Annotated in this window: 17 protein-coding genes; 11 read left to right on the top strand and 6 right to left on the bottom strand. The window is 63.2% G+C overall.

Translation table 11 applies throughout. The annotated features are described in order from the left end of the window. Window positions 1-105 precede the first annotated feature (105 nt). The gene (locus BLT66_RS19270; protein ID WP_092760144.1) at window positions 106-1,749 is read right to left on the bottom strand and encodes a phosphoethanolamine transferase; all 1,644 of its coding nucleotides are present in this window, start codon (window positions 1,747-1,749) and stop codon (window positions 106-108) included. Window positions 1,750-2,052: 303 nt separating this feature from the next. Here BLT66_RS19270 and kdpF point away from each other — a divergent pair, with 303 nt between their 5' ends. The 7 genes from kdpF to BLT66_RS19305 all read left to right on the top strand — a co-directional run bounded on the left by kdpF (window position 2,053) and on the right by BLT66_RS19305 (window position 11,097). Continuing rightward, complete coding sequence (gene kdpF, locus BLT66_RS19275; RefSeq protein WP_092760146.1) at window positions 2,053-2,151, top strand: K(+)-transporting ATPase subunit F; 99 nt, start codon at window positions 2,053-2,055, stop codon at window positions 2,149-2,151. Further along, window positions 2,151-3,950, top strand: a complete 1,800-nt coding sequence (gene kdpA, locus BLT66_RS19280) for a potassium-transporting ATPase subunit KdpA (RefSeq protein WP_092760148.1) — start codon at window positions 2,151-2,153, stop codon at window positions 3,948-3,950. The genes kdpF and kdpA overlap by 1 nt, the downstream gene beginning before the upstream one ends. A gap of 82 nt (window positions 3,951-4,032) precedes the next feature. After that, window positions 4,033-6,105: a potassium-transporting ATPase subunit KdpB gene (gene kdpB / locus BLT66_RS19285; protein ID WP_092760150.1), complete on the top strand. Its 2,073-nt coding sequence runs from the start codon at window positions 4,033-4,035 to the stop codon at window positions 6,103-6,105. A 10-nt stretch (window positions 6,106-6,115) separates the two neighbouring features. Further along, window positions 6,116-6,691 carry a potassium-transporting ATPase subunit KdpC gene (gene kdpC / locus BLT66_RS19290; RefSeq protein WP_092760152.1) on the top strand — a complete coding sequence of 192 codons (576 nt, stop codon included), beginning with the start codon at window positions 6,116-6,118 and terminating at the stop codon, window positions 6,689-6,691. Window positions 6,692-6,700: 9 nt separating this feature from the next. Further along, window positions 6,701-9,448, top strand: a complete 2,748-nt coding sequence (locus BLT66_RS19295; RefSeq protein WP_092760154.1) for a DUF4118 domain-containing protein — start codon at window positions 6,701-6,703, stop codon at window positions 9,446-9,448. Next, window positions 9,445-10,140, top strand: coding sequence for a two-component system response regulator KdpE (kdpE, locus tag BLT66_RS19300; RefSeq protein WP_092760156.1), 696 nt, complete (start codon window positions 9,445-9,447; stop codon window positions 10,138-10,140). Before BLT66_RS19295 ends, kdpE begins: the two co-directional genes overlap by 4 nt. A gap of 69 nt (window positions 10,141-10,209) precedes the next feature. Continuing rightward, window positions 10,210-11,097, top strand: coding sequence for a pseudouridine synthase (locus BLT66_RS19305; protein ID WP_369821619.1), 888 nt, complete (start codon window positions 10,210-10,212; stop codon window positions 11,095-11,097). A gap of 51 nt (window positions 11,098-11,148) precedes the next feature. Here BLT66_RS19305 and BLT66_RS19310 read toward each other — a convergent pair whose 3' ends face one another. Then, window positions 11,149-11,667, bottom strand: a complete 519-nt coding sequence (locus BLT66_RS19310; protein ID WP_092760158.1) for a nuclear transport factor 2 family protein — start codon at window positions 11,665-11,667, stop codon at window positions 11,149-11,151. Between the two features lie 157 nt (window positions 11,668-11,824). On the opposite strand from BLT66_RS19310, the gene BLT66_RS19315 reads away from it, so the two are divergent. Next, complete coding sequence (locus BLT66_RS19315) at window positions 11,825-12,190, top strand: winged helix-turn-helix transcriptional regulator (protein ID WP_092760160.1); 366 nt, start codon at window positions 11,825-11,827, stop codon at window positions 12,188-12,190. Between the two features lie 2 nt (window positions 12,191-12,192). Here the strand turns inward: BLT66_RS19315 and aqpZ are convergent, their stop codons facing one another. Continuing rightward, window positions 12,193-12,906 (bottom strand): aquaporin Z, encoded by a 714-nt coding sequence (gene aqpZ, locus BLT66_RS19320; protein WP_092760162.1) that lies wholly within the window; start codon window positions 12,904-12,906, stop codon window positions 12,193-12,195. A gap of 260 nt (window positions 12,907-13,166) precedes the next feature. Here aqpZ and htpG point away from each other — a divergent pair, with 260 nt between their 5' ends. Continuing rightward, window positions 13,167-15,149 (top strand): molecular chaperone HtpG, encoded by a 1,983-nt coding sequence (gene htpG, locus BLT66_RS19325; RefSeq protein ID WP_092760164.1) that lies wholly within the window; start codon window positions 13,167-13,169, stop codon window positions 15,147-15,149. Window positions 15,150-15,273: 124 nt separating this feature from the next. Here the strand turns inward: htpG and rtcA are convergent, their stop codons facing one another. From rtcA to BLT66_RS19340, 3 genes are all read right to left on the bottom strand, one after another. Next, a complete protein-coding gene (rtcA, locus tag BLT66_RS19330) occupies window positions 15,274-16,353 on the bottom strand; it encodes an RNA 3'-terminal phosphate cyclase (protein WP_092760166.1) in 1,080 nt (359 codons plus the stop codon). Between the two features lie 37 nt (window positions 16,354-16,390). After that, on the bottom strand, window positions 16,391-17,623 hold the full coding sequence (locus BLT66_RS19335) for an RtcB family protein (RefSeq protein WP_092760168.1): 1,233 nt from the start codon (window positions 17,621-17,623) through the stop codon (window positions 16,391-16,393). A 608-nt stretch (window positions 17,624-18,231) separates the two neighbouring features. Next, on the bottom strand, window positions 18,232-19,785 hold the full coding sequence (locus BLT66_RS19340; RefSeq protein ID WP_092760170.1) for a vWA domain-containing protein: 1,554 nt from the start codon (window positions 19,783-19,785) through the stop codon (window positions 18,232-18,234). Between the two features lie 197 nt (window positions 19,786-19,982). Between BLT66_RS19340 and rtcR the strand changes: the two genes are divergently transcribed. Further along, entirely contained in the window at window positions 19,983-21,611 is a 1,629-nt protein-coding gene (rtcR, locus tag BLT66_RS19345; RefSeq protein ID WP_092760172.1) for an RNA repair transcriptional activator RtcR, read from the top strand. Window positions 21,612-21,676: 65 nt separating this feature from the next. Then, window positions 21,677-22,465, top strand: coding sequence for a nucleotidyltransferase domain-containing protein (locus BLT66_RS19350; RefSeq protein WP_092760174.1), 789 nt, complete (start codon window positions 21,677-21,679; stop codon window positions 22,463-22,465). Window positions 22,466-22,684 lie beyond the last annotated feature (219 nt).

A 22,684-nucleotide genomic window follows, 5' to 3' on the forward strand; every position in this document is an offset into this window, starting at 1 on the left:
AGCGGTCCAGAAAACACAAGCCTTTTAAGCCTCTAGCGCAATAAAATCCTGCACAAGCAGCTATCGTATAAATAGCAAAACGTGCCCCGTTAAGCGCCCAAACACCTAGTCAGCAAACGAGCCCACTTCCACCGGCAGCACCGGTGCCTGCCACTGGTAGCCCGGCGCCAGCACGTCGCGGCTGAGGGTCTGGCCGGTCCATTGGATGTTGAGCAAATCTGCGAGAGTCCAGGCGGCCCAGTCGGCTCGGAACGGGCGGGTTGCCAGGTCTGCGCTGGGTGGGGTGGGCGGCTGGTTGCGCCAGATGATGGCGGGGATGCGGTAGCCCGCGGGGGTGGACGGGCTGTGGCCGGCGTAGTCGTTGACGTGCCCCACCTCCTGGCCGTGGTCGGACAGGTACATCCACGCGCGGTAGGTCTGCGGCGCACCGGTATCCCGCGTCATCTGCAGCAGCTCGGCCACGATGCTGTCGTGGTAGAGCACGGCAGCGTCGTATTCACGCCGGAACTTGCGCACCCAGGCGCTGCGGCCCGCCTGGATCAGGTCGGTTTCCACGCCATCTTTGCTGCCTTGAAACGGGTTGGCGCCGTCTGGAAACCGCAGGCTGTAGTGCGGGTGGGCGCCCATCAGGTGCACCACCACCAGCTTGCGCTCGGCGGGGTCCTGCAGGGCTTCCTGCACGCAGTCCAGCAGCTCGCTGTCGAGCGAGGCGCTGGCCCGGCCGGGCGTGCGGTTCACCATGTCGACCACGTCGGCCAGCCGCCCGTGCTTTTGCTCGATCGCCATGTCGTCGTGGTTGCTGATCCACCAGACCTTGTAGCCTGCGGCGCGGGCCAAGGCCAGCAGGTGCAGTGGATCATCGCTTTCGGGCTGGCCAAAGTTGAGCATGTTGCGCATCGCGGGCAGGGTGCTGGCATCCACCGACCAGGCGTTGCGCAGCACCAGCATCTGGTTGCCCAACTGCGCCTGCTGCGCCAACAGCTGCGGCGTGGTGGGGCGGCCGTAGCCGTACAGCGCCAGGTTGTCGCGGTTGATGCTGTCGGTAATCACCAGCACCACGGTGGCGGGCCCGGTCTGCGTGAGCGTGGGGGCGGCGGCCTGGGCACGCTGCAGCGCCCGGTCGCGTGTGTGCTGCTGGTCGCTCCATTGCCCGCGCAGGGTTTGCAGGGACTGCACCCAGTTCGGCCAGAACAGCACGGGATGCAGTCGCCGCCAAGGCTTGCTGGCATAGCCCAGTGTGCAGGCCAGCAGCAACACGCAGGCCATAGCCAGCACCCAGCGCGACTGGCCGGCCTGGGGGCTGTCGGCCGGCCGGCGTGCACCGTGCATTGCGCACCAGCCCGCGAGTACGGAGAACCCCAGCGCCAGCGCGGCCCAGAGCGCCATCGTCCGCCATTGCGTCGAGAAGTATTCGGCGCTCTCCCGCGCATTCGAGTTGGCGGCAGAGCCCAGCACCAGCGCGCCTTCGGGGGCCGCCTGGTAGGTGTGCTGCAGGTAGCCGCGCACGATGCCGTCCAGCGCAAACGCCACCGCCCACAGCCACACGGCTGCCGTGCGTGTGCGGTGCACTCCGGCACTGTGCACCGGCCAGGCCAGCCACACCAGCATGGGCGCGGCCAGCAGCGCCAGCTGGGCCACGCGCCGCCCCTCATGCCCCAGGGCGATGCATGCCAGCAGCACGGCCGCCAGCAAGGTGGTGGCCCGGCGGCTCATGCGCTGCGGGCGGGTGGTGTGGTTCGAAAGAGGCATGGGATGTGTGTTGACAGGTGCTGCGTTGGTGGCGCGCCCGGTGGTTTAGTTCCGCAGCATGCGGCGCGTACCGCCGGCCAGCTTGGGCAGATGGGCCTGCATTTTTACGCTTTCTATACACCCACCCCCTGCCTCTCTACCCCGTTTTTACGCCCCCCAACCTACGCTTAGCCCATCAATTTCTCAAAGAAAGCGTGATGGTATGGACGTGGTCTATCTGGCAGGTGCAGGCCTGCTGTGGGGCGTGATGGTGTTGCTGGTCAAGGGCTTCCAGAAGCTCGAAAAGCCCAAGGGAGGCCGCGCATGATCCCGCTCGAAATGCTGTATGGCCTGGGCGGCCTGTGCGCCGTGCTGTTGCTGGCCTACCTGGTCTACGCGCTGATCTGCGCCGAGGAGTTCTGATGAGCGCCAATGCCTGGGGCCTGTTGGCCCTCTACCTGATCGTTCTGCTCGCCACCGCGTGGCCGCTGGGCCTGTGGTTGGCGCGTCTGGCCAACGGCAATGTGCCTGGCTGGATGCAGAAGGTCGAAGCGCCGTTGTACAAACTGGCCGGCACCTCGCCGAGCCAGTCCATGCACTGGGCGCACTACACGCTGGCGCTGCTGGCCTTCAACCTGTTGGGCGTGCTGGTGGTCTACGCGCTGCAGCGCTTGCAGGTCTGGCTGCCGCTTAACCCGCAGGGCATGGCCGCGGTCAGCGCCGACTCGGCGTTCAACACCGCGGTGAGCTTTGTGTCCAACACCAACTGGCAGGGCTACGCGGGCGAATCCACCATGGGCTACTTGACCCAGATGCTGGCGCTGGCGGTGCAGAACTTCTTCTCGGCCGCCACCGGTATCGCCGTGGTGTTTGCACTGATGCGCGGCTTTGCGGCGCGTTCCACCGCCGTCATCGGCAACTTCTGGGTCGATATGGTGCGCGTCACCACCTGGGTGCTGCTGCCGCTGTCGCTGGTGTTCGCCATATTCCTGGTCGGCCAGGGCGTGATCCAGAACTTCGACGGCTACAAGGACGTGACCACGCTGGAAATCACCAGCTACCAGCAGCCCAAGCTGGATGCCGCTGGTGCGCCCGTGCTGGACGCCAAGGGCCAGCCGGTGCTGGAAGACGCCAAGACCCCAACGCAAACCCTGCCTATGGGCCCGGTCGCGTCGCAAGAGGCGATCAAGATGATAGGCACCAACGGCGGCGGCTTCTTCAACGCCAACTCGGCGCACCCGTATGAGAACCCGACAGCGCTGAGCAATTTCTTCCAGATGCTGGCGATCTTCCTGATCCCGGCCGCGCTGTGCTTCACTTTTGGCCGCGTGGTCGGCGACCAACGCCAGGGCTGGGCGGTGCTGGCGGCGATGACCATCATGTTCGTCATCGCCGTGGTGGCCATCATGCCCGCCGAGCAGGCCGGCAACCCGCTGCTGCCGCCGCTGGGCGTGGACCAGCTGGCCAGCAGCCAGCAGGCCGGCGGCAATATGGAAGGCAAGGAACTGCGCTACGGCATCACCGCCAGCAGCCTGTTTGCCGTCATCACCACCGCCGCCTCCTGCGGTGCTGTCAACGCCATGCACGACTCGCTGACACCCCTGGGCGGCATGGTGCCGCTGGTGATGATGCAGCTGGGTGAAGTGGTGTTTGGCGGCGTCGGCACCGGTCTCTACGGCATGCTGGTGTTCGCCATCCTGGCGGTATTCATCGCCGGCCTGATGATTGGCCGCACCCCCGAATATCTGGGCAAGAAGATCGAGGTGCACGAGATGAAGCTCACCTCCATCGCCATCCTGGTCACGCCCATCGTGGTGCTGGCGGGCACGGCCGTGGCGGTGACGTCCGGCGCGGGTACGGCGGGTATCGCCAACCCTGGTGCGCACGGCTTCTCGGAGATCCTGTACGCGCTGAGCTCGGCCGGCAACAACAATGGCAGCGCCTTCGCCGGCCTGTCGGCCAACACGCCGTTCTATAACGTGCTGCTGGGCATTGCGATGTGGCTGGGGCGCTTTGGCGTGATCGTTCCTGTCCTGGCTATTGCCGGCGCGCTGGCCGCCAAGCAGCGGCTGCCAGTGACCAGCGGCACCCTGCCCACGCATGGCCCGCTGTTCGTCACCCTGCTGATCGGTACCGTGCTGCTGGTGGGCTTGCTGAACTACGTGCCGGCGCTGGCCTTGGGCCCGGTGATCGAGCACCTGGTGCTGTGGGTGCATCCATGAATGCTATTAACTTAATAGCTGATTGCGCAGGTATTACCTGCGCTAGAGCCCTGTTTTGCGTAAATTTTCGAAAGACATCCGTATGAACACCCAAAAGTCTTTGGTGTTGCTTGATCCCGCCCTGCTCAAGCCCGCGCTGGCCGCGGCCTTCACCAAGCTCAGCCCCCGCGTGCAGTGGCGCAACCCGGTGATGTTCGTCGTGTTTATCGGCAGCATCCTGACCACGCTGTTTGGTGGGCTGGCGCTGCAAAGCGGCGACGGCACGGCCAGCTTCACGCTGTCGGTGGCGGTGTGGCTGTGGTTCACCGTCTTGTTCGCCAACTTCGCCGAAGCCCTGGCCGAAGGGCGGGCACAAGCCCAAGCTTCTTCGCTGCGCGGGCTGAAGAAGAGCACCATGGCCAAGAAGCTGCGCGAGCCCAAGTACGGCACCACCTGGCTGCCCGAAGAAGCTGAGAACCTGCGCAAGGGCGATGTGGTGCTGGTCGAAGCGCATGACTTCATTCCGCTGGACGGCGAGGTCGTAGAAGGCGTGGCCTCGGTGGACGAGAGCGCCATCACCGGCGAATCGGCGCCTGTGGTGCGCGAGTCGGGGGGCGATTTCTCCAGCGTCACCGGCGGCACCCGTGTGCTGTCCGACTGGCTGGTGGTGCGCATCGGCGTGAACCCCGGCGAGTCGTTTCTGGACCGCATGATCAGCATGGTCGAAGGCGCGAAGCGCCAGAAGACGCCGAACGAGATCGCGCTGACGATTCTGCTGGTGGCGCTGACCATCGTGTTTCTGGTGGTCACCGTGACCCTGCTGCCGTACTCCATCTTCAGCGTGCAGGCCGCCGGCGCGGGCACTGTCGTCAGCATGACGGCGCTGATCGCGCTGCTGGTCTGCCTGATCCCCACCACCATTGGCGGCCTGCTGTCGGCCGTGGGCGTGGCCGGCATGAGCCGCATGATGCAGGCCAATGTGATTGCCACCTCGGGTCGCGCGGTGGAAGCCGCGGGCGACGTGGACGTGCTGCTGCTCGACAAGACCGGCACCATCACCCACGGCAACCGCCAGGCCTCGGCCTTCTTCCCCGCCCCCGGCGTCACCGAAGCGCAACTCGCATCCTGTGCCGCCCAGGCCTCGCTGGCCGATGAAACGCCCGAGGGCCGCAGCATCGTGGCCCTGGCGCAGCGCCTCGGTGCGGTGCAGGCTTTGGTGGGCACGACCACCGAGGTGCCGTTCACCGCGCAGACCCGCATGAGCGGTATTGATTTGCAATCGGCCGACGGCAAGGTGCGCGTGCTGCGCAAGGGCGCTGTCGATGCGATCCGCAAATATGTGCAGGCCCAGAACGGCCGCATGCCCACCGAAGTGGCCAAGCAGGCCGACGACGTATCGCGCCGCGGCAGCACGCCGCTGGTGGTGGTCGACGGCGCCATAGTGCTCGGCGTGGTCGAGCTGAAAGACATCGTCAAGGCCGGCATCAAGGAGCGCTTTGGCGAGCTGCGCCGCATGGGCATCAAGACGGTGATGATCACCGGCGACAACAAGCTCACCGCCGCGGCGATTGCCGCCGAGGCCGGCGTCGACGACTTCCTGGCCGAGGCCACGCCCGAGCAAAAGCTGGCGCTGATCCGCCAGTACCAGAGCGAAGGCCGCCTGGTGGCGATGACCGGCGACGGCACCAACGACGCGCCCGCGCTGGCCCAGGCCGACGTGGCCGTGGCCATGAACAGCGGCACGCAGGCGGCCAAGGAGGCCGGCAATATGGTGGACCTGGATTCGAATCCCACCAAGCTGCTGGAGATCGTGGAAACCGGCAAGGCACTGCTGATGACGCGCGGCTCGCTGACCACCTTCTCGATTGCCAACGACGTGGCCAAGTACTTCGCCATCATCCCGGCGATCTTCGTCAGCACCTACCCGCAGCTCAAGGCGCTGAACGTGATGCAGCTGGGCAGCCCGTCCAGCGCCATCTTGTCGGCCGTGATCTTCAACGCGCTGATCATCATGTTCCTGGTGCCGCTGGCACTGAAGGGTGTGCGCTACCGGCCCGTGGGTGCTGCCGCGCTGCTGCGCCGCAACCTGCTGATCTACGGCCTGGGCGGCCTGGTTGTGCCCTTCATCGGCATCAAGGCCATCGACATGCTGCTGGTCGCAGCCCATATGGTTTAAGGAGTTCAAAATGAATGCGATTCTTCGTCCCACCCTGGTGTTGTTCACCGTCCTGACCGTGCTGACCGGCGTGGTCTACCCCCTGGTCGTCACCGGCGTCGGCCAGGCCGCCTTTCCGCACCAAGCGGCTGGCAGCCTGATCTTGCGCGACGGCAAGCCGGTTGGCTCCGCGCTGATCGGCCAGAACTTCAGCGACGCTAAGCACTTCTGGGGCCGCCCCTCGGCCACCGGCCCGCAGCCCTACAACGGCGTGGCCTCCAGCGGCTCGAACCAGGGCCCGCTGAACCCGGCCCTGGTGGACGCGGTGAAGGCCCGCATCCAGGCCTTGCGCGATGCCGACCCCGGCAACACCGCGCCCGTGCCGGTGGACCTGGTGACGGCATCCGCCAGCGGGCTGGACCCGCACATCAGCCCGGCCGCGGCCCGCTTCCAGGTGGCCCGCGTGGCCAAGGCCCGTGGGCTGGAGGTTGCCAAGCTGCAGGCCCTGGTGGACCAGCAGGTGGAATCACCTTTGCTGGGCTTTTTGGGCGAGCCGCGCGTCAACGTGCTGCAGCTCAATTTGGCCTTGGACGCTGGCTTGCAGTAACCTCCGCGCATGGAGACCCGCCCCGACCCCGACGCCTTGCTGCAGCGCCTGCAGGAGCAGGACGCGGCCCGCGCCCAGGGCCGGCTGCGCATCTATTTCGGCGCCAGCGCCGGCGTGGGCAAGACCTACGCCATGCTCAGCGCGGCCCAGCAGGCGCATGCGGCTGGCCGCGAGGTGCTGGTCGGCGTGGTCGAAACCCATGGCCGGGCCGAGACCGCGGCGCTGCTGGACGGCCTGGAGCAGCTGCCGCCGCGCCAACTGCCTTACCGTGGCCGCAGCCTGCCCGAGTTCGACCTGGACGCGGCCCTGGCCCGCAAGCCGGCCGTGCTGCTGGTCGACGAGCTGGCGCATACCAATGTGGAAGGCTCGCGCCACCCCAAGCGCTGGCAGGACGTGCAGGAGCTGCTGGCCGCAGGCATCGAGGTCTGGTCGGCGCTGAACGTGCAGCACCTGGAGAGCCTGAACGGCACGGTGGGTGCCATCACCGGCATCCGCGTGCACGAGACCGTGCCCGACACCGTGCTCGACAGCGCCGACGAAATCATCCTGGTCGACGTCACGCCCGACGAGCTCACCGCCCGGCTGCAGGCCGGCAAGGTCTACCTGCCGCAGCAGGCGGCGCGGGCCACGCAGAACTTCTTCCGCAAGGGCAACCTGATCGCGCTGCGCGAGATCGCCCTGCGCCGCACCGCCGAGCATGTGGAAGACGATGTGCGCAGCTACCGGGTCGAGCAGTCGGGAGCGACCACGGCACTGCCGCCGGTGTGGAACACCTCGGGTGCCATCCTGGCCTGCATCGGCCCGCAGGAGGGCGCCGAGCATGCGGTGCGCACCGCGGCCCGGTTGGCCGGGCGGCTGAACGTGCGCTGGCATGCGGCCTATGTGGAAACCCCGCTGCTGCAGCGCCTGGCCGCGGCCGAGCGCGACCGCATTTTGTCGGTGCTGCAGCTGGCCGAAACCCTGGGCGCCGACACCGCGGTGCTGACCGGCAGCAACATCGCCGCGGCACTGGCGCACCAGGCCCAGACCCTGAACTGCGCAACCCTGGTGGTGGGCCGGCCCAGCCTGCGGCCGCGCTGGCAGTTCTGGCATGCGCTGCAGCCCACGGTGGCGCGCCAGCTGGCCACACTGGACCCGACGCTGGAGCTGGTCGAAGTCGGCAGCAGCGCCAGCGCCCGCCGGCTGCCGCGGGTGCTGTTGCGCCCCGACGGCGAGGCCGTGCTGCAGCCCGGCCATTGGCTGCCCTATGCGGCCGCACTCGGCGGCTCGGTGCTGGTGACTTTGCTGACCACGCCGCTGGCCGCCCGGCTGGACCAGGCAAATATCGTGATGCTGTTCCTTCTGGCCGTGGTGCTGGTGGCGCTGCGCTGGGGCCGCGGCCCGGCGGCGCTGGCCGCGCTGCTGAACGTGGCGGCGTTCGACTTCTTCTTCGTGTCGCCGCGCTTCTCGTTTGCGGTCGGCGACATCCAGTACCTGGTGACCTTCGGCGTGATGCTGGCGATTGGCCTACTGACAGGCCAGCTGACTGCCGGCCTGCGCTTTGCCGCGCGGATTGCCGACAGCCGCGAGCGCCGCACCCAGGCCTTGTTCGACCTGACGCGCGAACTCTCTGGCGCGCTGCTGAGCAGCCAGGTGGTGGAGATTGGCCAGGCTGCGGTGCAGCGCCTGTTCACCCAGGTCGAAGGCCAGGCCTGGGACCCGGTAAAAGGCGGCAAGGTGCTGGTGCTGGTGGCCGACCACAAGGAGGAGGGCGCGGGTAGGTTGCACCTGCCCGCCATGCTGCCGCACGACTTCGACGCCGGCATTGCCGAATGGGTGCTGCGCACCGGCCACAGTGCCGGCTTAGCCACCACCACCTTGCCGGCCCATCCCTGGCATTGCGTGCCGCTGCAAGCGCCGATGCGGGTGCGCGGCGTGCTGGCGCTCAAGCCCAGCCAGCCGCGCTGGCTGCTGATCCCTGAGCAGCAGCAACTGCTGCAAACCCTGGCCCGGCAGATAGCCATCGCGCTGGAGCGCGTGCACTATGTCGAGGTGGCGCAGGAGGCCGTGGTGCATATGGAGTCCGAGCGCCTGCGCAACACCTTGCTGGCCGCCATCTCGCACGATGTGCGCACTCCGTTGACTGCGCTGATGGGCCTGGCCGAATCGCTGCAGGCCGCGCAGCCGCCGCTGGCGCCGGCCCAGGCCGATGCGGCCGGGGCGATGGTGGTGCAGGCGCGCGAGCTGTCGGCCCTGGTCACCAATCTGCTCGACATGGCGCGGCTGCAGAACGGTGGCGTGGCCTTGCGCAGCGATTGGCAGTCGGTAGAGGAACTGGTGGGCGCGGCCATCCGCGCCGCTGGCCCGGCCCTGCGCGGCCAGCCGGTGCAAACCGAGGTGCCGGCCGACCTGCCGCTGGTCGAATTCGACGCGGTGTTGATGGAGCGCGTGCTGGTCAATCTGTTGGAGAACGCCGCCAAATATGGCGCGCCGCCCATCGTGCTGCAGGCCCGCGCCATGCCCACCAGCCTGGTGCTCAGCGTGCGCGACCACGGCCCGGGCCTGCCCAAGGCGATGCTGGGGCGCGAAGCCGAACTGTTCGACAAGTTCACCCGCGGCAGCGCCGAATCGGCCACCCCCGGCGTGGGCCTGGGCCTGGCCATCTGCAAAGCCATCGTCGACGCGCACCGCGGCCAGATCGTTGCTGCGCAGGCCGAGGGCGGTGGTGCAGAATTCAGCATCACCCTGCCACGCCGCCCCGCACCGGACATACCTTGACCCCTGTCGCTGTCATCATCGAAGACGAACCCCACATCCGTCGCTTTGTGCGCAGCGCGCTGGAGGCCGAGGGCTGGCAGGTGTTCGAATCCGCCACCGCCAAGCAGGGCCTGACCGAGGCCGGCACGCGCAAGCCCGACATGCTGGTGCTGGACCTGGGCCTGCCCGATGGCGACGGGTTGGAAGTGATACGTGATGTGCGCGGCTGGTCGGCCGTGCCCATCATCGTGCTGTCGGCGCGCAGCGACGAGGCTGACAAGATCGCCGCGCTGGACGCCGGGGCCGACGACTACCTGACCAAGCCCTTCGGTGTGGGCGAGCTGCTGGCCCGTGTCCGCGCCAATCTGCGCCGGCCGCGCGCGGCGGCGGCCGATGGCGTGGTCGAGGCCGACCCGGTGTTCCGCTTCGGCGCGGTCGAGGTCGACCGCGCGGCCCGGCTGGTGCGCCGCGACGGCGCCGAAGTGCACCTCACGCCCATCGAATACCGGCTGCTGGCGGTGCTGATCAGCAATGCCGGCCGGGTGCTCACGCACCGCCAGCTGCTGCGCGAAGTCTGGGGACCGGCGCACACCCAGCAAAGCCATTACCTGCGCATCTACATGGGCCATCTGCGGCAAAAGCTGGAGGCCGACCCGACCCAGCCCGCCCACCTGCTGACCGAAACCGCGGTCGGCTACCGGCTGCTCGCTTAAAATATAGGCAAAATCTGCCTCTGGCGCTGATGAATCCAGCGCAGGCAGCTATTAATTTAGTAGCGCACCATGAACACCCCCATCAAGCCCCCGAATCCCACCGTCGCCTTCCGCCGTGCCGCACCACCTGCCGGGCCTGCCGCCAGCAACGAGCCCACGCGCCTCAACAAGCGCATGGCCGAGCTGAACATGTGCTCGCGCCGCGAGGCCGACGAATGGATCGCCAAGGGCTGGGTCAAGGTCAATGGCGCGGTGGCCGAGATGGGCGTCAAGGTCACGCCCAGCGACCGTATCCAGATCGACAAGGCCGCCGCGGGCCACCAGGCCACGCAGGTCACGATCCTGATCAACAAGCCCATGGGCTATGTGAGCGCCCAGGCCGAAGACGGCCACGAGCCGGCGGTGACCCTGTTCACCCCGCAGAACCGCTGGGTCGACGACAACGCGCGCTTCTTCTTCCACGCGAATCAGCTGCGCGGCCTGGCGCCCTGCGGCCGTCTCGACATCGATTCCATCGGCCTGCTGGTGATGACCCAGGACGGCCGCATCGCCCGCCAGCTGATCGGCGAAGACTCGGTGATGGAAAAGGAATACCTGGTGCGCGTGGCCTACCACGGCCTGGGCCAGCCCGCGCCCACCGGCCAGCTGGTGCGCATGGACGACGACGACCCGGTCACCAGCAATGTGCAGGCCGTGTTCCCGCCCGCCATGCTGGCCAAGCTGCGCCACGGCCTGAGTCTGGACGGCCAGGCCCTGAAGCCCGCCAAGGTGACCTGGCAAAACCCCGAGCAGCTGCGCTTTGTGCTGACCGAAGGCAAGAAGCGCCAGATCCGCCGCATGTGCGAGCTGGTCGGCCTGAAGGTGGTGGGCCTGAAGCGGGTGCGCATCGGCAATGTGATGCTGGGCAATCTGCCGCTGGGCCAGTGGCGTTACCTGACGCCGCACGAGAAGTTTTAAGCAAAAAAAGCCGCGCTGTGTCGCGGCTTTTTTGTGTGCGGTGCTGCGCCTTTAGTTGGACAGCTTGGGCGCTTCGTTCATCAGCGCCGGGTCCCAGTGCTCGATAGCTTTGCCGTCCTTGATGCGCCATGTGTCGAACCAGGCCGTGCTGTAGCTCCCGTTGGGGTGCTTGGGGTCGATGACCCGGCGTGGATAGATCACCGTCACCAGATCGCCCTCGGCCATGACCTCGGCGACCGGCAGGCCCAGTTTTTCTGGAATCGGCGTGGGCTGGACCTTGAGTATCTGGGTGAAGAAATACACCACGGCATCCCGCCCATTGCGTGCGTTGGGGTTGTGCTGGATGTAGTCCTTGTCGATGTAGCGCTCGGCCAGCTCCCAGTGGTTGGCTTCCAGCAAGTCCTTGACGATGTGGTAGGCCACCTGCTTGTTGGCGTGCAGTTTGGGGTCGGGGCTGGTAAACAGTGCGTCGGCGTTGGCCGCGCTGCGCACGGCCTCCTGGGCCAGGGCCGGCAGCGCGCAGGCGGCGGCCAGCATGCTGGCTATGCCTGCCAGTAGGGTTGTCTTCATTCAAGTCCTTTCAGCGTGGAGGGGCCGGGCCTCAAGGCGCCAGCTTGGGGACTGAATGTAGGCAGGGTACTTACTTTTTGCAAGTACACACAAAATAGTAAGTGCTGATGCAGCGCGTTTATCTACAATCCAGGCCGTGTTCGCAAGGAGCTACAACATGGGAATTGCCGACAAGTTGCAGCGCGGCGACGTGCTGGTTGCCGCTTGCCCCTCGCGGGAGGTGCTGCAGCACATCACCAGCCGCTGGGGCGTTTTGGTGCTGATCGCGCTGGAGTCGGGCACGCTGCGTTTTGGCGAGCTGCGGCGCAAGGTCAATGGCGTGAGCGAACGCATGCTGGTCCAGACGCTCCAGTGCCTGGAGGCCGATGGCCTGGTGAACCGCATCGCTTTTGAGGTCGTGCCGCCGCACGTGGAATACAGCCTCACCCCGCTGGGGCGCGAGGCCGCCGAGAAGGTGCGTTTGCTGACCGACTGGATCGAAGACAACATTCCGCGCCTGCTCAAAGCCAAGGCGGCTGCATAGGCTTATTCGTCGCTGAGCAAGGCGTTGTAAATCACCGCACCGATGACCGCGCCGGCGATGGGCGCCACCCAGAACAGCCAGAGATCGCCCATGGCGCCGGGCACAAACAACGCCGGGCCGGTGCTGCGGGCCGGGTTCACCGAGGTGTTGGACACCGGGATCGAGATCAAATGGATCAAGGTCAGGCACAGGCCAATGCTGAGCCCGCCAAAGGCGCCGGCCGCGCGCTTCGCGGTCGAGCCCAGGATGATGATCAGGAAGATGGCCGTCATCACCACCTCGCACACCAGCACCGACAGCAGGCTGAAGCCACCTGGCGAGTGCGCACCATAGCCGTTGGTGGCAAACGCGCCGGCGCCGGTGAAGGCCTTTGCCGCGTCGAAGTCGGCCTTGCCGGAGACGATCAAATACAGCACGCCGGCTGCCGCGCAGGCACCCAGCACCTGGGCCACGATGTAGCCCAGCAGGCCGGACGCCGGGAAGCGCTTGCCCACCGCCAGGCCGATCGACACTGCGGGGTTGAAATGCCCGCCCGAGATCGGCCCCAGCGCGTAGGCGCCGGTCACCACCGTCAGGCCAAAGGCCAGCGACACGCCCAGCAGGCCAATGCCCACGCCAGGAAAGGCAGCCGCCAGCACGGCGCTGCCGCAGCCGCCCAGCGTCAGCCAGAAGGTGCCGATGAATTCGGCCGACCATTTCTTCAGATTGCTATCCATGTATGTACCCCTCGTTTGATTGTTGGTGCGTGGGCCGACGGTTGCCGGCACGCGTTTTTGCAGCCAACGATGGTCGCAAGCGCCGGTCACAAGGGCAATGGTTTTAACAATCCACCGACAAATTTGTCCGCAATCTGTATGAAAACCGGCCGGATACGCCCCGGGACTTGAAGTTTGCAGCTGCGGCCATAATTACGGGTTGCCCGGCACGCTGCTGCCGGTGTTCCGTTTTTTGACATTTCCAAGGCATTCATCCCAACATGACCAAGAAAACCCTGCCATTCCAGGCCGAAGTCGCGCAACTGCTGCACCTCGTCACGCACGCGCTGTATTCGAACAAAGAAATTTTCATGCGCGAGCTGGTGTCCAACGCATCGGACGCCTGCGACAAGCTGCGGTTTGAAGCCATCAGCAACAGCGCCTTGTACGAAGACGCGCCGAATCTGGAAGTGCGCGTGTCCTTCGACAAGGACGCCAAGACCCTGACCATCACCGACAACGGCATCGGCCTGACCCAGCAAGAAGCCATCGACAACCTGGGCACCATCGCCAAGAGCGGCACCAAGGACTTTGTCAGCAAGCTCAGCGGCGACCAGAAGGCCGACTCGCAGCTCATCGGCCAGTTCGGCGTGGGCTTCTACTCCGGCTTCATCGTGGCTGACCGCATCACCGTGGAATCGCGCCGTGCCGGCGTGCCCGCTACGGAAGGCGTGCGCTGGACCAGCGACGGCGGCGCTAGCGGCGGCGATGCGTTTGAAGTCGAGAACATCACCCGCGAACAGCGCGGCACCAGCGTGATCCTGCACCTGCGCGACGACGCGCTCGAATACGCCAGCACCTGGAAGCTCAAGAGCATCATCAGCAAGTACTCGGACCACATCAGTCTGCCCATCCTGATGGAAAAGGAAGAGTGGAAAGACGGCGAGCTGATCAACACCAGCGACGAAGCCGGCGGCCGCCAGCCCGGCGGCATGGTCAACACCGGCGAATGGGAAGCCGTCAACAAGGCCAGCGCCATCTGGGCCCGCGCCAAGAAGGACATCACCCAAGAGCAGTACGACGACTTCTACAAGCAGATCAGCCACGACTTCGAAGCCCCGCTGGCCCACACCCACAACCGCGTCGAAGGCAGCACCGAATACACCCAGCTGCTCTACGTGCCCGGCAAGGCCCCGCAAGACCTGTGGAACCGCGACAAAAAGGGCGGCCTGAAGCTGTACGTGAAGCGCGTCTTCATCATGGACGACGCCGAAGCCCTGTTGCCCAGCTACCTGCGCTTTGTGAAGGGCGTGGTCGACTCCGCCGACCTACCGCTGAATGTGAGCCGCGAGCTGCTGCAAGAAAGCCGCGACGTGAAAGCTATCCGCGAAGGCTGCACCAAGCGCGTCTTGGGCATGCTGGAAGACCTGGCCAAGCACAACGCGTTGCCCGAAGCCTCGGCTGATGGCGTGACCGACGTGGTGAGCGACGAAGACAAGGCCCTGGTCGGCAAGTACACCCAGTTCTACGCCGAATTCGGCGCCGTATTGAAAGAAGGCCTGGGCGAAGACTTCGCCAACCGCGACCGCCTAGCCAAGCTGCTGCGTTTTGCCAGCAGCACCACCGACAGCACCACCGTGTCGCTGGCCGACTACAAGGCGCGCATGAAAGAAGGCCAGGAAGCCATCTACTACATCACCGCCGACAACGCCGCCGCCGCCAAGAACAGTCCGCAGCTCGAAGTCTTCAAGAAGAAGGGCATCGAAGTGCTGCTGATGACCGACCGCGTCGACGAGTGGGCGCTGAACTACCTGCACGACTTCGATGGCACTCCCATGCAGTCCGTCGCCAAGGGCGCGGTCGACCTGGGCAAGCTGCTCGACGAAGACGAAAAGAAAGCCGCTGAAGAAGCCGCCGAAACCTTCAAGCCGCTGCTGGCCAAGCTTAAGGAAGCCCTGAAAGACAAGGCCGAAGACGTGCGCGTCACCACCCGCCTGGTCGACAGCCCCGCCTGCCTGGTGGTGCAAGACGACGGCATGAGCACCCAGCTCGCCCGCATGCTCAAGCAAGCCGGCCAGTCCGCCCCCGAGACCAAACCGGTGCTGGAAGTGAACGCCGAACACGCCCTGGTGAAGAAGCTCGAAGGCTCGGTGCACTTCAACGATCTGGCGCACATTTTGTTCGACCAGGCACTGCTGGCTGAAGGTGGTTTGCCGGCCGATCCGGCGGCGTATGTGAAGCGCGTGAATGCGCTGCTGGTGTAAGCCAGTTTGAAAGAAATGTGCCGCTGGCGCAGATAGATATTGCGCTGGTAGCTATTGAATAAATAGCAAAAGCGCAATTCAAAAAGCCCCGCAGTTGTGAGACTGCCGGGGCTTTTTTCTTGTACTAGGTTTCGACGCGAACCAACCAGCCACCGTTCAGGGGTTCCATCACAAACCGCAGTGGCAGGAACTGCTCGATCACGCTGGCGTTGGTGCGCGTGTGCTCCGACAGGCTGGTTGCCCAGTATTGCCCCGCCTTGCCTTGCAACGCTGCCAATGCCATCGGGATCATCAACTGGTCTGCCAGATGCTCGCCCACCGGTGCGCTGTGGGCCAGGTAGGCTTGCACCTCGCGCAGTACCTTGCGCGCCACTTCCTCTGCGCTCACACTTTTTTCGCCAAAGGCAGTCAGCACTTCGGTGATGTGCTCAAACTGCAAAATTACTTGCAACGCATTGCCAGGACCTTCGTTGGAGCGCAAGGCGCGGTCGCGCAGCTGGTCTTCGGTCCAGCCCAACGCGCGGCCCAGGACCTCAAGCTCGCGGCCGGCCACGCCCTTGGGAATACCGGTGTGCAGGCATTCGACCCAGGCTTCCAGCCGCGCACCGCGTTCCATTAAATGGATCGCAGCCAGCCCATCGGGTGGCGGTGCAATGCGCACTTGCACCTCGCCGCCACCTGCGGGGTAAAAGCCGTGGCGTTGCACTTCCAGCGCATACACCGCTTGGCCAGCGCCAGAGAAGTACGGTGCCATGCGGCTCAAAAACGTGGCCGATGGTGCCATCGGGTTGTGTGTGCCGCCGCGCAGCGTGAGGTTGGACGGCTGCGCCGCCAAGGCCAGCGGCCACAGCACGGTTTGCAGCACCAGCATGCAGCTACCGGCGGAGCCGATCGCGAATTCGTAGTCACCGCAGCGCACCGGGCCGGGCCTAAACGTAAGTTGGCCGGCGCCAATCTGCACCGCAACGCCTTCCGCATCCACCGCGTTGCAGTGTGCAGGTCCGCCACCTACGGCCACCGCCGCCTGCACACAGGCCAGATGCTGGCGCATCAGGCCTGGCTTGGGGCGTTTGGCGCGGATGTTGATCAAGCTGAAGGCCTGGCCGGTGATCAGGCTCAACGCCAGGGCGGTTCGCAGGATCTGCCCGCCGCCTTCACCTTGCGAGCCGTCGATTTCTATCGTGTTTTCAAGTTCTGTTTTCATTGTTCTTGTCTCTTTCCAGCCCCCTCGATCGGGGGCACTAACCCTTCACACACACCACCTGCTTCAGCGTGTACACCACTTCCACCAAATCGCTCTGAGCCAGCATCACGGCGTCGATGTCCTTGTAGGCCATCGGGATCTCGTCGATCACGTCGGCGTCCTTACGGCATTCCACACCGGCCGTGGCATCGATCTGGTCCTGCACGGTGAACAGCTTCTTGGCCTTGGTGCGGCTCATGGTGCGGCCGGCACCGTGGCTGCAGCTGTTGAAGCTATCCGGGTTGCCCTTACCGCGCACGATGAAACTCTTGGCCCCCATGCTGCCGGGAATAATCCCCAGCTCACCCGCCTTGGCGCTCACTGCGCCCTTGCGGGTCACAAATACTTCTTGGCCAAAGTGAGTCTCCTTCTGCACATAGTTGTGGTGGCAGTTCACCGCTTCCAGGTGCGTCTCGAACGGCTTGGTTATGGTTTTGCGCAGTGCGCCAATCACGGCCTGCATCATCACCTCGCGGTTCAGGCGCGCAAACTTTTGCGCCCAATCCACGCCACGCACGTAGTCACCAAAGTACTGGGCACCTTCTTCAAAGTAGGCCAGGTCCTGGTCCGGCAGGTTGCGCTGGTGCAGCTCGGCATCCTTCTTGGCCAGCTCAATGAAGTGCGTACCAATGGCGTTCCCCACACCGCGCGACCCGCTGTGCAACATGATCCACACGCTACCGGCTTCATCCAAGCAGATCTCCACAAAGTGGTTACCCCCACCCAGCGTTCCCATATGGCGGTGGTTGTTGGTGTTCTTCAGGCGCGGGTAGTCCACGCACAGCGCATCGAACTCGTCTACCAATTGCGCCCAGGCGACGTCTGCCGCAGCGGGCGGGTTCGTCCACGCCCCGACCTCGCGGCTCGACTTGTGATGGCGATACTGCTTGGGTGCTGAGCCGTGCGGCACGGCCTTTTCAATCTCGCTACGCAGCGGCCCCAGGTTATCCGGTAGATCGCTGGCGACCAGCGTGGTCTTGCAGGCGATCATCCCGCAACCAATATCCACGCCCACCGCAGCGGGAATGATGGCCTTGATCGTAGGGATCACGCTACCGATGGTGGCGCCAATACCGTAGTGCACGTCGGGCATCACGGCCACGTGGCTGAACACAATGGGCAGCTTGGCTGCGTTTTCCAGCTGGCGCTGCGCCTCCGCTTCCACCGGCACGCCGTTGGTCCACATCTTTACGGGTACACCGTTTTCTACATTGAGTTGTTGGTAGTTCATTCTTGTTTTCTCGCTTCATAAAACGGATGACTAGTGTTTGTGAAATGAAATTCCGCCACTTGTCGCCAAGCTGGGACTTGAACCCAGAACTCGCGTCTTTTGACGTGAGAGCGTTTGCACGCTGCGTTTACCTGTAATTCCACGGGCATTCATCCAAACCCTTTTGATCACCAGCAGCAACAAAATTGTTGAAATGGATACGTGCTCTACCAGACTGAGCTACGGTGCTGTAATGGACTCGGGTACAAATCCATTGCAGCACCGGCGGGATTCGAACCCGCGACCTCGGCAGTGACAATGCTGTAATTCCAACCGCATTTGCCACCGGCAATCAAAACCTTTCGCTCTCTCCTCAAGAGCTTTCAAAAGCGCGACAAGATCGGTGAGATTTCATGTGCATTCAGTTTCCTGTGATGCACATGGCCAGAGTCGAACCGGCTAAACCAATGTAATCTCACCAGCATTCGCGCTTTTGAAAACTCTCTGTTCTACCTTCAAAAAGAAGGTCCCCGCCTGAGGACTAACAATTGGTGTGATTGGTACAGTTTGGATGTAATCACACCGGCACTCCTCAGGCGACGACGCTTAACACAACATCGCGTTCCGGCTTACAACACCAGCTCGTCAATCAATCCGACCCAGTGGTCGGCTCCCAACGCACCCGCCGCGAACAAGGCCAGTACCTTGAACACCTCATCGGTAAAACCGCCGATGTTCAAGATGTCGGACCGTTCCAGCGCCTGCGTATGGGCATAGGGCTGGATGTCGATACACACCAACTTCGCATGCGGGTTGCGTTGCTTGAACACCTCCCACTCACGCAGGGTTTGCGTAGCACCAGCACGCTTGTTATCCACCCACGACTCGTTGTCCGACACCATCACCACCAGATCGGCCTTGGCCTTGTTGGCATTCAACAGAGCCAGCGGTGCTGAGCAGTTGGTTCCACCTCCACCCACGGCGGCCAGCTTCTCCGCATTGGTCATCACCGAGTCACGCGGGTTCAGTGACAAGCTGACAACTTTCTGCTCGAACGGCAAAACCACAGTGGTCGGGTTCTTGCGCAGCAGAGCCGCAGCCACCAAGGCAGCCACGTCAATACAGCGCACCGCACTGGTTGCAGAACCACGATGTCCAGACACCGCCGTGCTCATGGAGCCCGACACATCAGGACACACCACCACATCGCCCGCCAACTCTGGCACGTTCTTCAATGCAATTTCCATCGCATCTTGCAGTGCCTCACGCACTTGCTGAGGAACAGCCTCATCTGTAGCCTTGTACGCCGCCATCAACTGGTAGGGCAATACACGGGCTTTCTCAATGCTTTGCGCATCACGCAGTTTGGCTGCAATGGCCTTTTCAGCCTTGGTCGTACCAAACACACCGTGGCGTGCAAAGGTGTTCAGGTTCTGCCGCACCATCTGCCATGAACCGTTCTTTGCAATTTGCGTCCACTGGTTGGTCGTCAAATTTAAAGCGGTCAACATCTGAAAAGGCACGTCCGGCGCCACGCCGCTACGATCTTTCTTGTAGGCTTCAAAAGCACGCGTCGCCTCGGGCAACTGGTTCACATCAAAGTCACGGCCAATCAACCAGGCAAACCACGCGGCGCGCCAAGCTTCAGCCGGCTTGGGGTGAACCATCTTCACCACATCGGCCAACGAAGGGCTGTTACCCACACTGGCGTTCAGCAATTGCTTTTCGCTTGCGTTGCACAACCAGGCCTGCACCAACTTCTTGGGGCGTGAACCCAGCGATTTACGTCCCACTTGGCCGCTACGCAGGATCTGCACCACATTGCGCAACATCTTGCCGTTGTCCACCACGCGGGGAAACGCCTTTGCAAACACAGCCACATCGCGGGTTGCCAGCGATGCCAACAGCAGCGCGGGCATGTCTTTCATATGGCCGCGCTCACGGGCATAGATGGCGGTCTTGGCCACAAAACTCACATCCACCTGGGCCGCCAGCTCCAGCACTTTGTCCAATTGCTCTGCCGCACCGGCGTAGTACACATTGTTCAGGCAACCGGTTACGGCCAACTGCACCAGAGCGTGCTGGGGTGCCAGGGCATAAGCCACGCCACCAGCTTCATTGGCGGTGTTGGCTGCCGGCAAGAACTTGCCTTTGATGCTTTGAAATAGTTGTGTGTTTGCCATGCTCTTGCTCCTTGTTTGCATTCACCGTTGTGGTGACGGGATATGTATTGCAGGCAGCGTGCCAAGTCTTGAATTTTCACTAAGTAATTCATAAGCCATTGATTTAAATAGGTATTTAAAAAATTAGAAAAAATTTTTGCAAGTGCAGTTGTATGGAAAATTGCAATATTTATCTTTATAGCTAGTAAACTAGCCAAATGAAAAAGACTGTTGTCATCGGATTTCTAGGAACTCAGCTGGATTCTGGTCAGAGCCCAGCGCGCTGGGAGAAGTGGCGGCCCACGGTGTCGTTGGCGCAGCACGACGATCTGGCCATTGACCGGCTGGAGCTATTCCACGACCGACGCAACAACACCCTGGCCCAACTGGTGCGCGATGACTTCGTCCAACAGTCGCCCAGCACCCAGGTGAATCTTGTAGAGATGAATCTGGTGAACCCTTGGGACTTCGGCGAGGTGTATACCGCGCTGTACGACTGGGCGGCCGCCTACCCGTTTGACACCAACCGCGAGACCTACCAGGCCCACATCACCACCGGCACCCACGTGGCGCAGATCTGTTTGTTTCTGCTGGTCGAGGCGCGTTTTCTTCCTGGCGTGCTGCTGCAAAGCGCTCCCCCGCGGGGACGCCAAGGGCGTGGCCCCGGCAGCCATGAAGTGATTGACCTGGACCTGTCGCGCTACGACGCCATCAACCAGCGCCTGCATGTTGCGCAACAAGACGCTGTGTCTTTCTTGAAGAGCGGCATCGCCACTCGCAATACGCGTTTCAACACGCTGATAGACGAGGTGGAGCGCGTCGCGGTGCAGAGCAAGGCGCCGATGTTGCTGACCGGCCCCACGGGCGCGGGTAAGTCCATGCTGGCGCGGCGCGTGTTTGAGTTGAAGAAGGCGCGCCACCAGATTGAAGGCGAGTTTGTCGAAGTGAACTGCGCAACCTTGCGTGGCGATGGTGCGGGCTCCACGCTGTTTGGCCACAAAAAAGGTGCCTTCACCGGCGCCATCACCGACCGCCCCGGCCTGCTGCGCACGGCACACGGCGGGCTGCTCTTCCTGGATGAAATCGGAGAGCTGGGACTGGATGAACAGGCCATGTTGCTCAAGGCAGTGGAAGAGAAGCGCTTTTTGCCCATGGGATCGGATCGCGAGGTGCAGAGTAATTTCCAGCTCATTGCAGGGACGAACAAAGACCTGCGCGTGGAAATTGACGCCGGGCGTTTTCGCGAAGACCTTTTTGCCCGTATTAATTTATGGACCTACACCCTGCCCGGCCTGGCCCAGCGACGTGAAGACATCGAGCCCAATATGGACCACCAGCTCGCCCTGGCGGCACAGGAGTTGGGTAAACAGGTGCGTTTCACCACCGAGGCGCGCACAGCCTACTTGCGTTTTGCCACCGATGTAGATGCAAGCTGGCGTGGCAACTTTCGCGACCTCAGCGCCTCCATCACCCGCCTGGCTACGTTGGCAGACCACGGACGCATTGGCATTGCGTTGGTTCAGGCAGAGATACAACGCCTTCGGTGGCAATGGCAGCCGCAGGCCAAGCCGGGCATCGGAGGAACCGGCATGGGGTTGAACGCCCAAGCTGCTCATACGCCGTCGCTGGAAGACTTATTGGGCGCAAAGGCCAGCACCCTGGATACCTTTGATCGTCTCCAGCTGCAGGCGGTCATTGCGGTGTGTCGACAGCACGCCAGCATCAGCGATGCGGGGCGAGAGCTGTTCAACGTGTCACGCCGACAGCGCAGCGTTATTAACGACGCAGACCGCTTGCGCAAGTATTTGCTGAAGTTCGGTCTGGATTGGGATACTGCCCGACGCTAGGAATCTGAGCGTTGCGCTGAACAGATGCGACATAGTCAAGCCAAACAGCAGACAAAGGGAGTTCGATGATTTCCACAGAAGTTCGTCAAGAAGTTTTCAACCGCCTGCGTACAGCCGAGTCGGAGCATCACGTCAAAGTCTTGCTCGCCATTGAATCCGGTAGCCGTGCTTGGGGTTTCGCATCGCCCAACAGTGATTACGATGCCCGCTTCATTTATGTCAACCGGCCAGATTGGTATCTGTCGGTAAGGCTGGAAGAAAAGCGTGACGTGATCGAGTATCCCATCGTGGATGACATGGACATCAACGGATGGGATCTGCGTAAAGCATTGCGTCTGTTCTCCAAGTCCAACCCGGGGTTTGTGGAGTGGATTCAGTCTCCGAGCATGTACGAACACACGGGCACTTTTCACGCCAGAGCAAGAGAACTGCTACCGCAGGTCTACTCTGCTGAAAGTGGCATCTACCACTACAGGAGCATGGCCAAGACCAACTACCGAGGCTATCTGCAAGCTGAGCAGGTGCCGCTGAAAAAGTACGTCTATGTGTTGAGGCCTCTCCTGTCAGTACGCTGGCTGGAACACTACCGAACGCCTGCACCCATTGAATTTCAGCGCTTGTTTGAGTTTGTTGAAGGCGAAGACGAATTGGGTGCAGCCATCAACGATCTGCTGGAAGTGAAACGCACTTCCCCCGAGATGGGCCTTTCACCCCAGATCGCGCCTATTCAAAGATTCGTCGAGCGCGAGTTGGAGCGACTCGAAAAGCTTTCCCCTGTGCGCAAGGACAGGGCGGACGTTGAGCCTCTGCTGTCAGACCTGTTTCGCGCAGTTCTCAAAGAGACTTGGGGTTGAACCGAATGCTTTCAGTTGGGTCTGTGGTTCGGAGCATTCCGCCAAGCTGAGCTAACCAACCAGGGAAAGAGGCGCTGTCGCATAAACGCGTCACCAATGCATTGCGCATTTGCCACGCATCACTTCCCCCGCTAAAGTCGCGCCCTGCAGTTTTCGCCATGGCACCTAGCCATCTCGCAAATACTGTACTCCCCACCCTTTCATCCACCTACCAGGAGA

Source organism: Rhodoferax sp. OV413 (assembly GCF_900104385.1).
Taxonomy (GTDB): Bacteria; Pseudomonadota; Gammaproteobacteria; order Burkholderiales; family Burkholderiaceae_C; genus Rhodoferax_B.

Excerpts from the sequence above, each read along its gene's own strand:
- BLT66_RS19270 (WP_092760144.1), bottom strand. The coding sequence starts at position 1,749 with ATGCCTCTTTCGAACCACACCACCCGCCCGCAGCGCATGAGCCGCCGG.
- kdpF (WP_092760146.1), top strand. The coding sequence starts at position 2,053 with ATGATCCCGCTCGAAATGCTGTATGGCCTGGGCGGCCTGTGCGCCGTG.
- kdpA (WP_092760148.1), top strand. The coding sequence starts at position 2,151 with ATGAGCGCCAATGCCTGGGGCCTGTTGGCCCTCTACCTGATCGTTCTG.
- kdpB (WP_092760150.1), top strand. The coding sequence starts at position 4,033 with ATGAACACCCAAAAGTCTTTGGTGTTGCTTGATCCCGCCCTGCTCAAG.
- kdpC (WP_092760152.1), top strand. The coding sequence starts at position 6,116 with ATGAATGCGATTCTTCGTCCCACCCTGGTGTTGTTCACCGTCCTGACC.
- BLT66_RS19295 (WP_092760154.1), top strand. The coding sequence starts at position 6,701 with ATGGAGACCCGCCCCGACCCCGACGCCTTGCTGCAGCGCCTGCAGGAG.
- BLT66_RS19305 (WP_369821619.1), top strand. The coding sequence starts at position 10,210 with ATGAACACCCCCATCAAGCCCCCGAATCCCACCGTCGCCTTCCGCCGT.
- BLT66_RS19310 (WP_092760158.1), bottom strand. The coding sequence starts at position 11,667 with ATGAAGACAACCCTACTGGCAGGCATAGCCAGCATGCTGGCCGCCGCC.
- BLT66_RS19315 (WP_092760160.1), top strand. The coding sequence starts at position 11,825 with ATGGGAATTGCCGACAAGTTGCAGCGCGGCGACGTGCTGGTTGCCGCT.
- aqpZ (WP_092760162.1), bottom strand. The coding sequence starts at position 12,906 with ATGGATAGCAATCTGAAGAAATGGTCGGCCGAATTCATCGGCACCTTC.
- htpG (WP_092760164.1), top strand. The coding sequence starts at position 13,167 with ATGACCAAGAAAACCCTGCCATTCCAGGCCGAAGTCGCGCAACTGCTG.
- rtcA (WP_092760166.1), bottom strand. The coding sequence starts at position 16,353 with ATGAAAACAGAACTTGAAAACACGATAGAAATCGACGGCTCGCAAGGT.
- BLT66_RS19335 (WP_092760168.1), bottom strand. The coding sequence starts at position 17,623 with ATGAACTACCAACAACTCAATGTAGAAAACGGTGTACCCGTAAAGATG.
- BLT66_RS19340 (WP_092760170.1), bottom strand. The coding sequence starts at position 19,785 with ATGGCAAACACACAACTATTTCAAAGCATCAAAGGCAAGTTCTTGCCG.
- rtcR (WP_092760172.1), top strand. The coding sequence starts at position 19,983 with ATGAAAAAGACTGTTGTCATCGGATTTCTAGGAACTCAGCTGGATTCT.
- BLT66_RS19350 (WP_092760174.1), top strand. The coding sequence starts at position 21,677 with ATGATTTCCACAGAAGTTCGTCAAGAAGTTTTCAACCGCCTGCGTACA.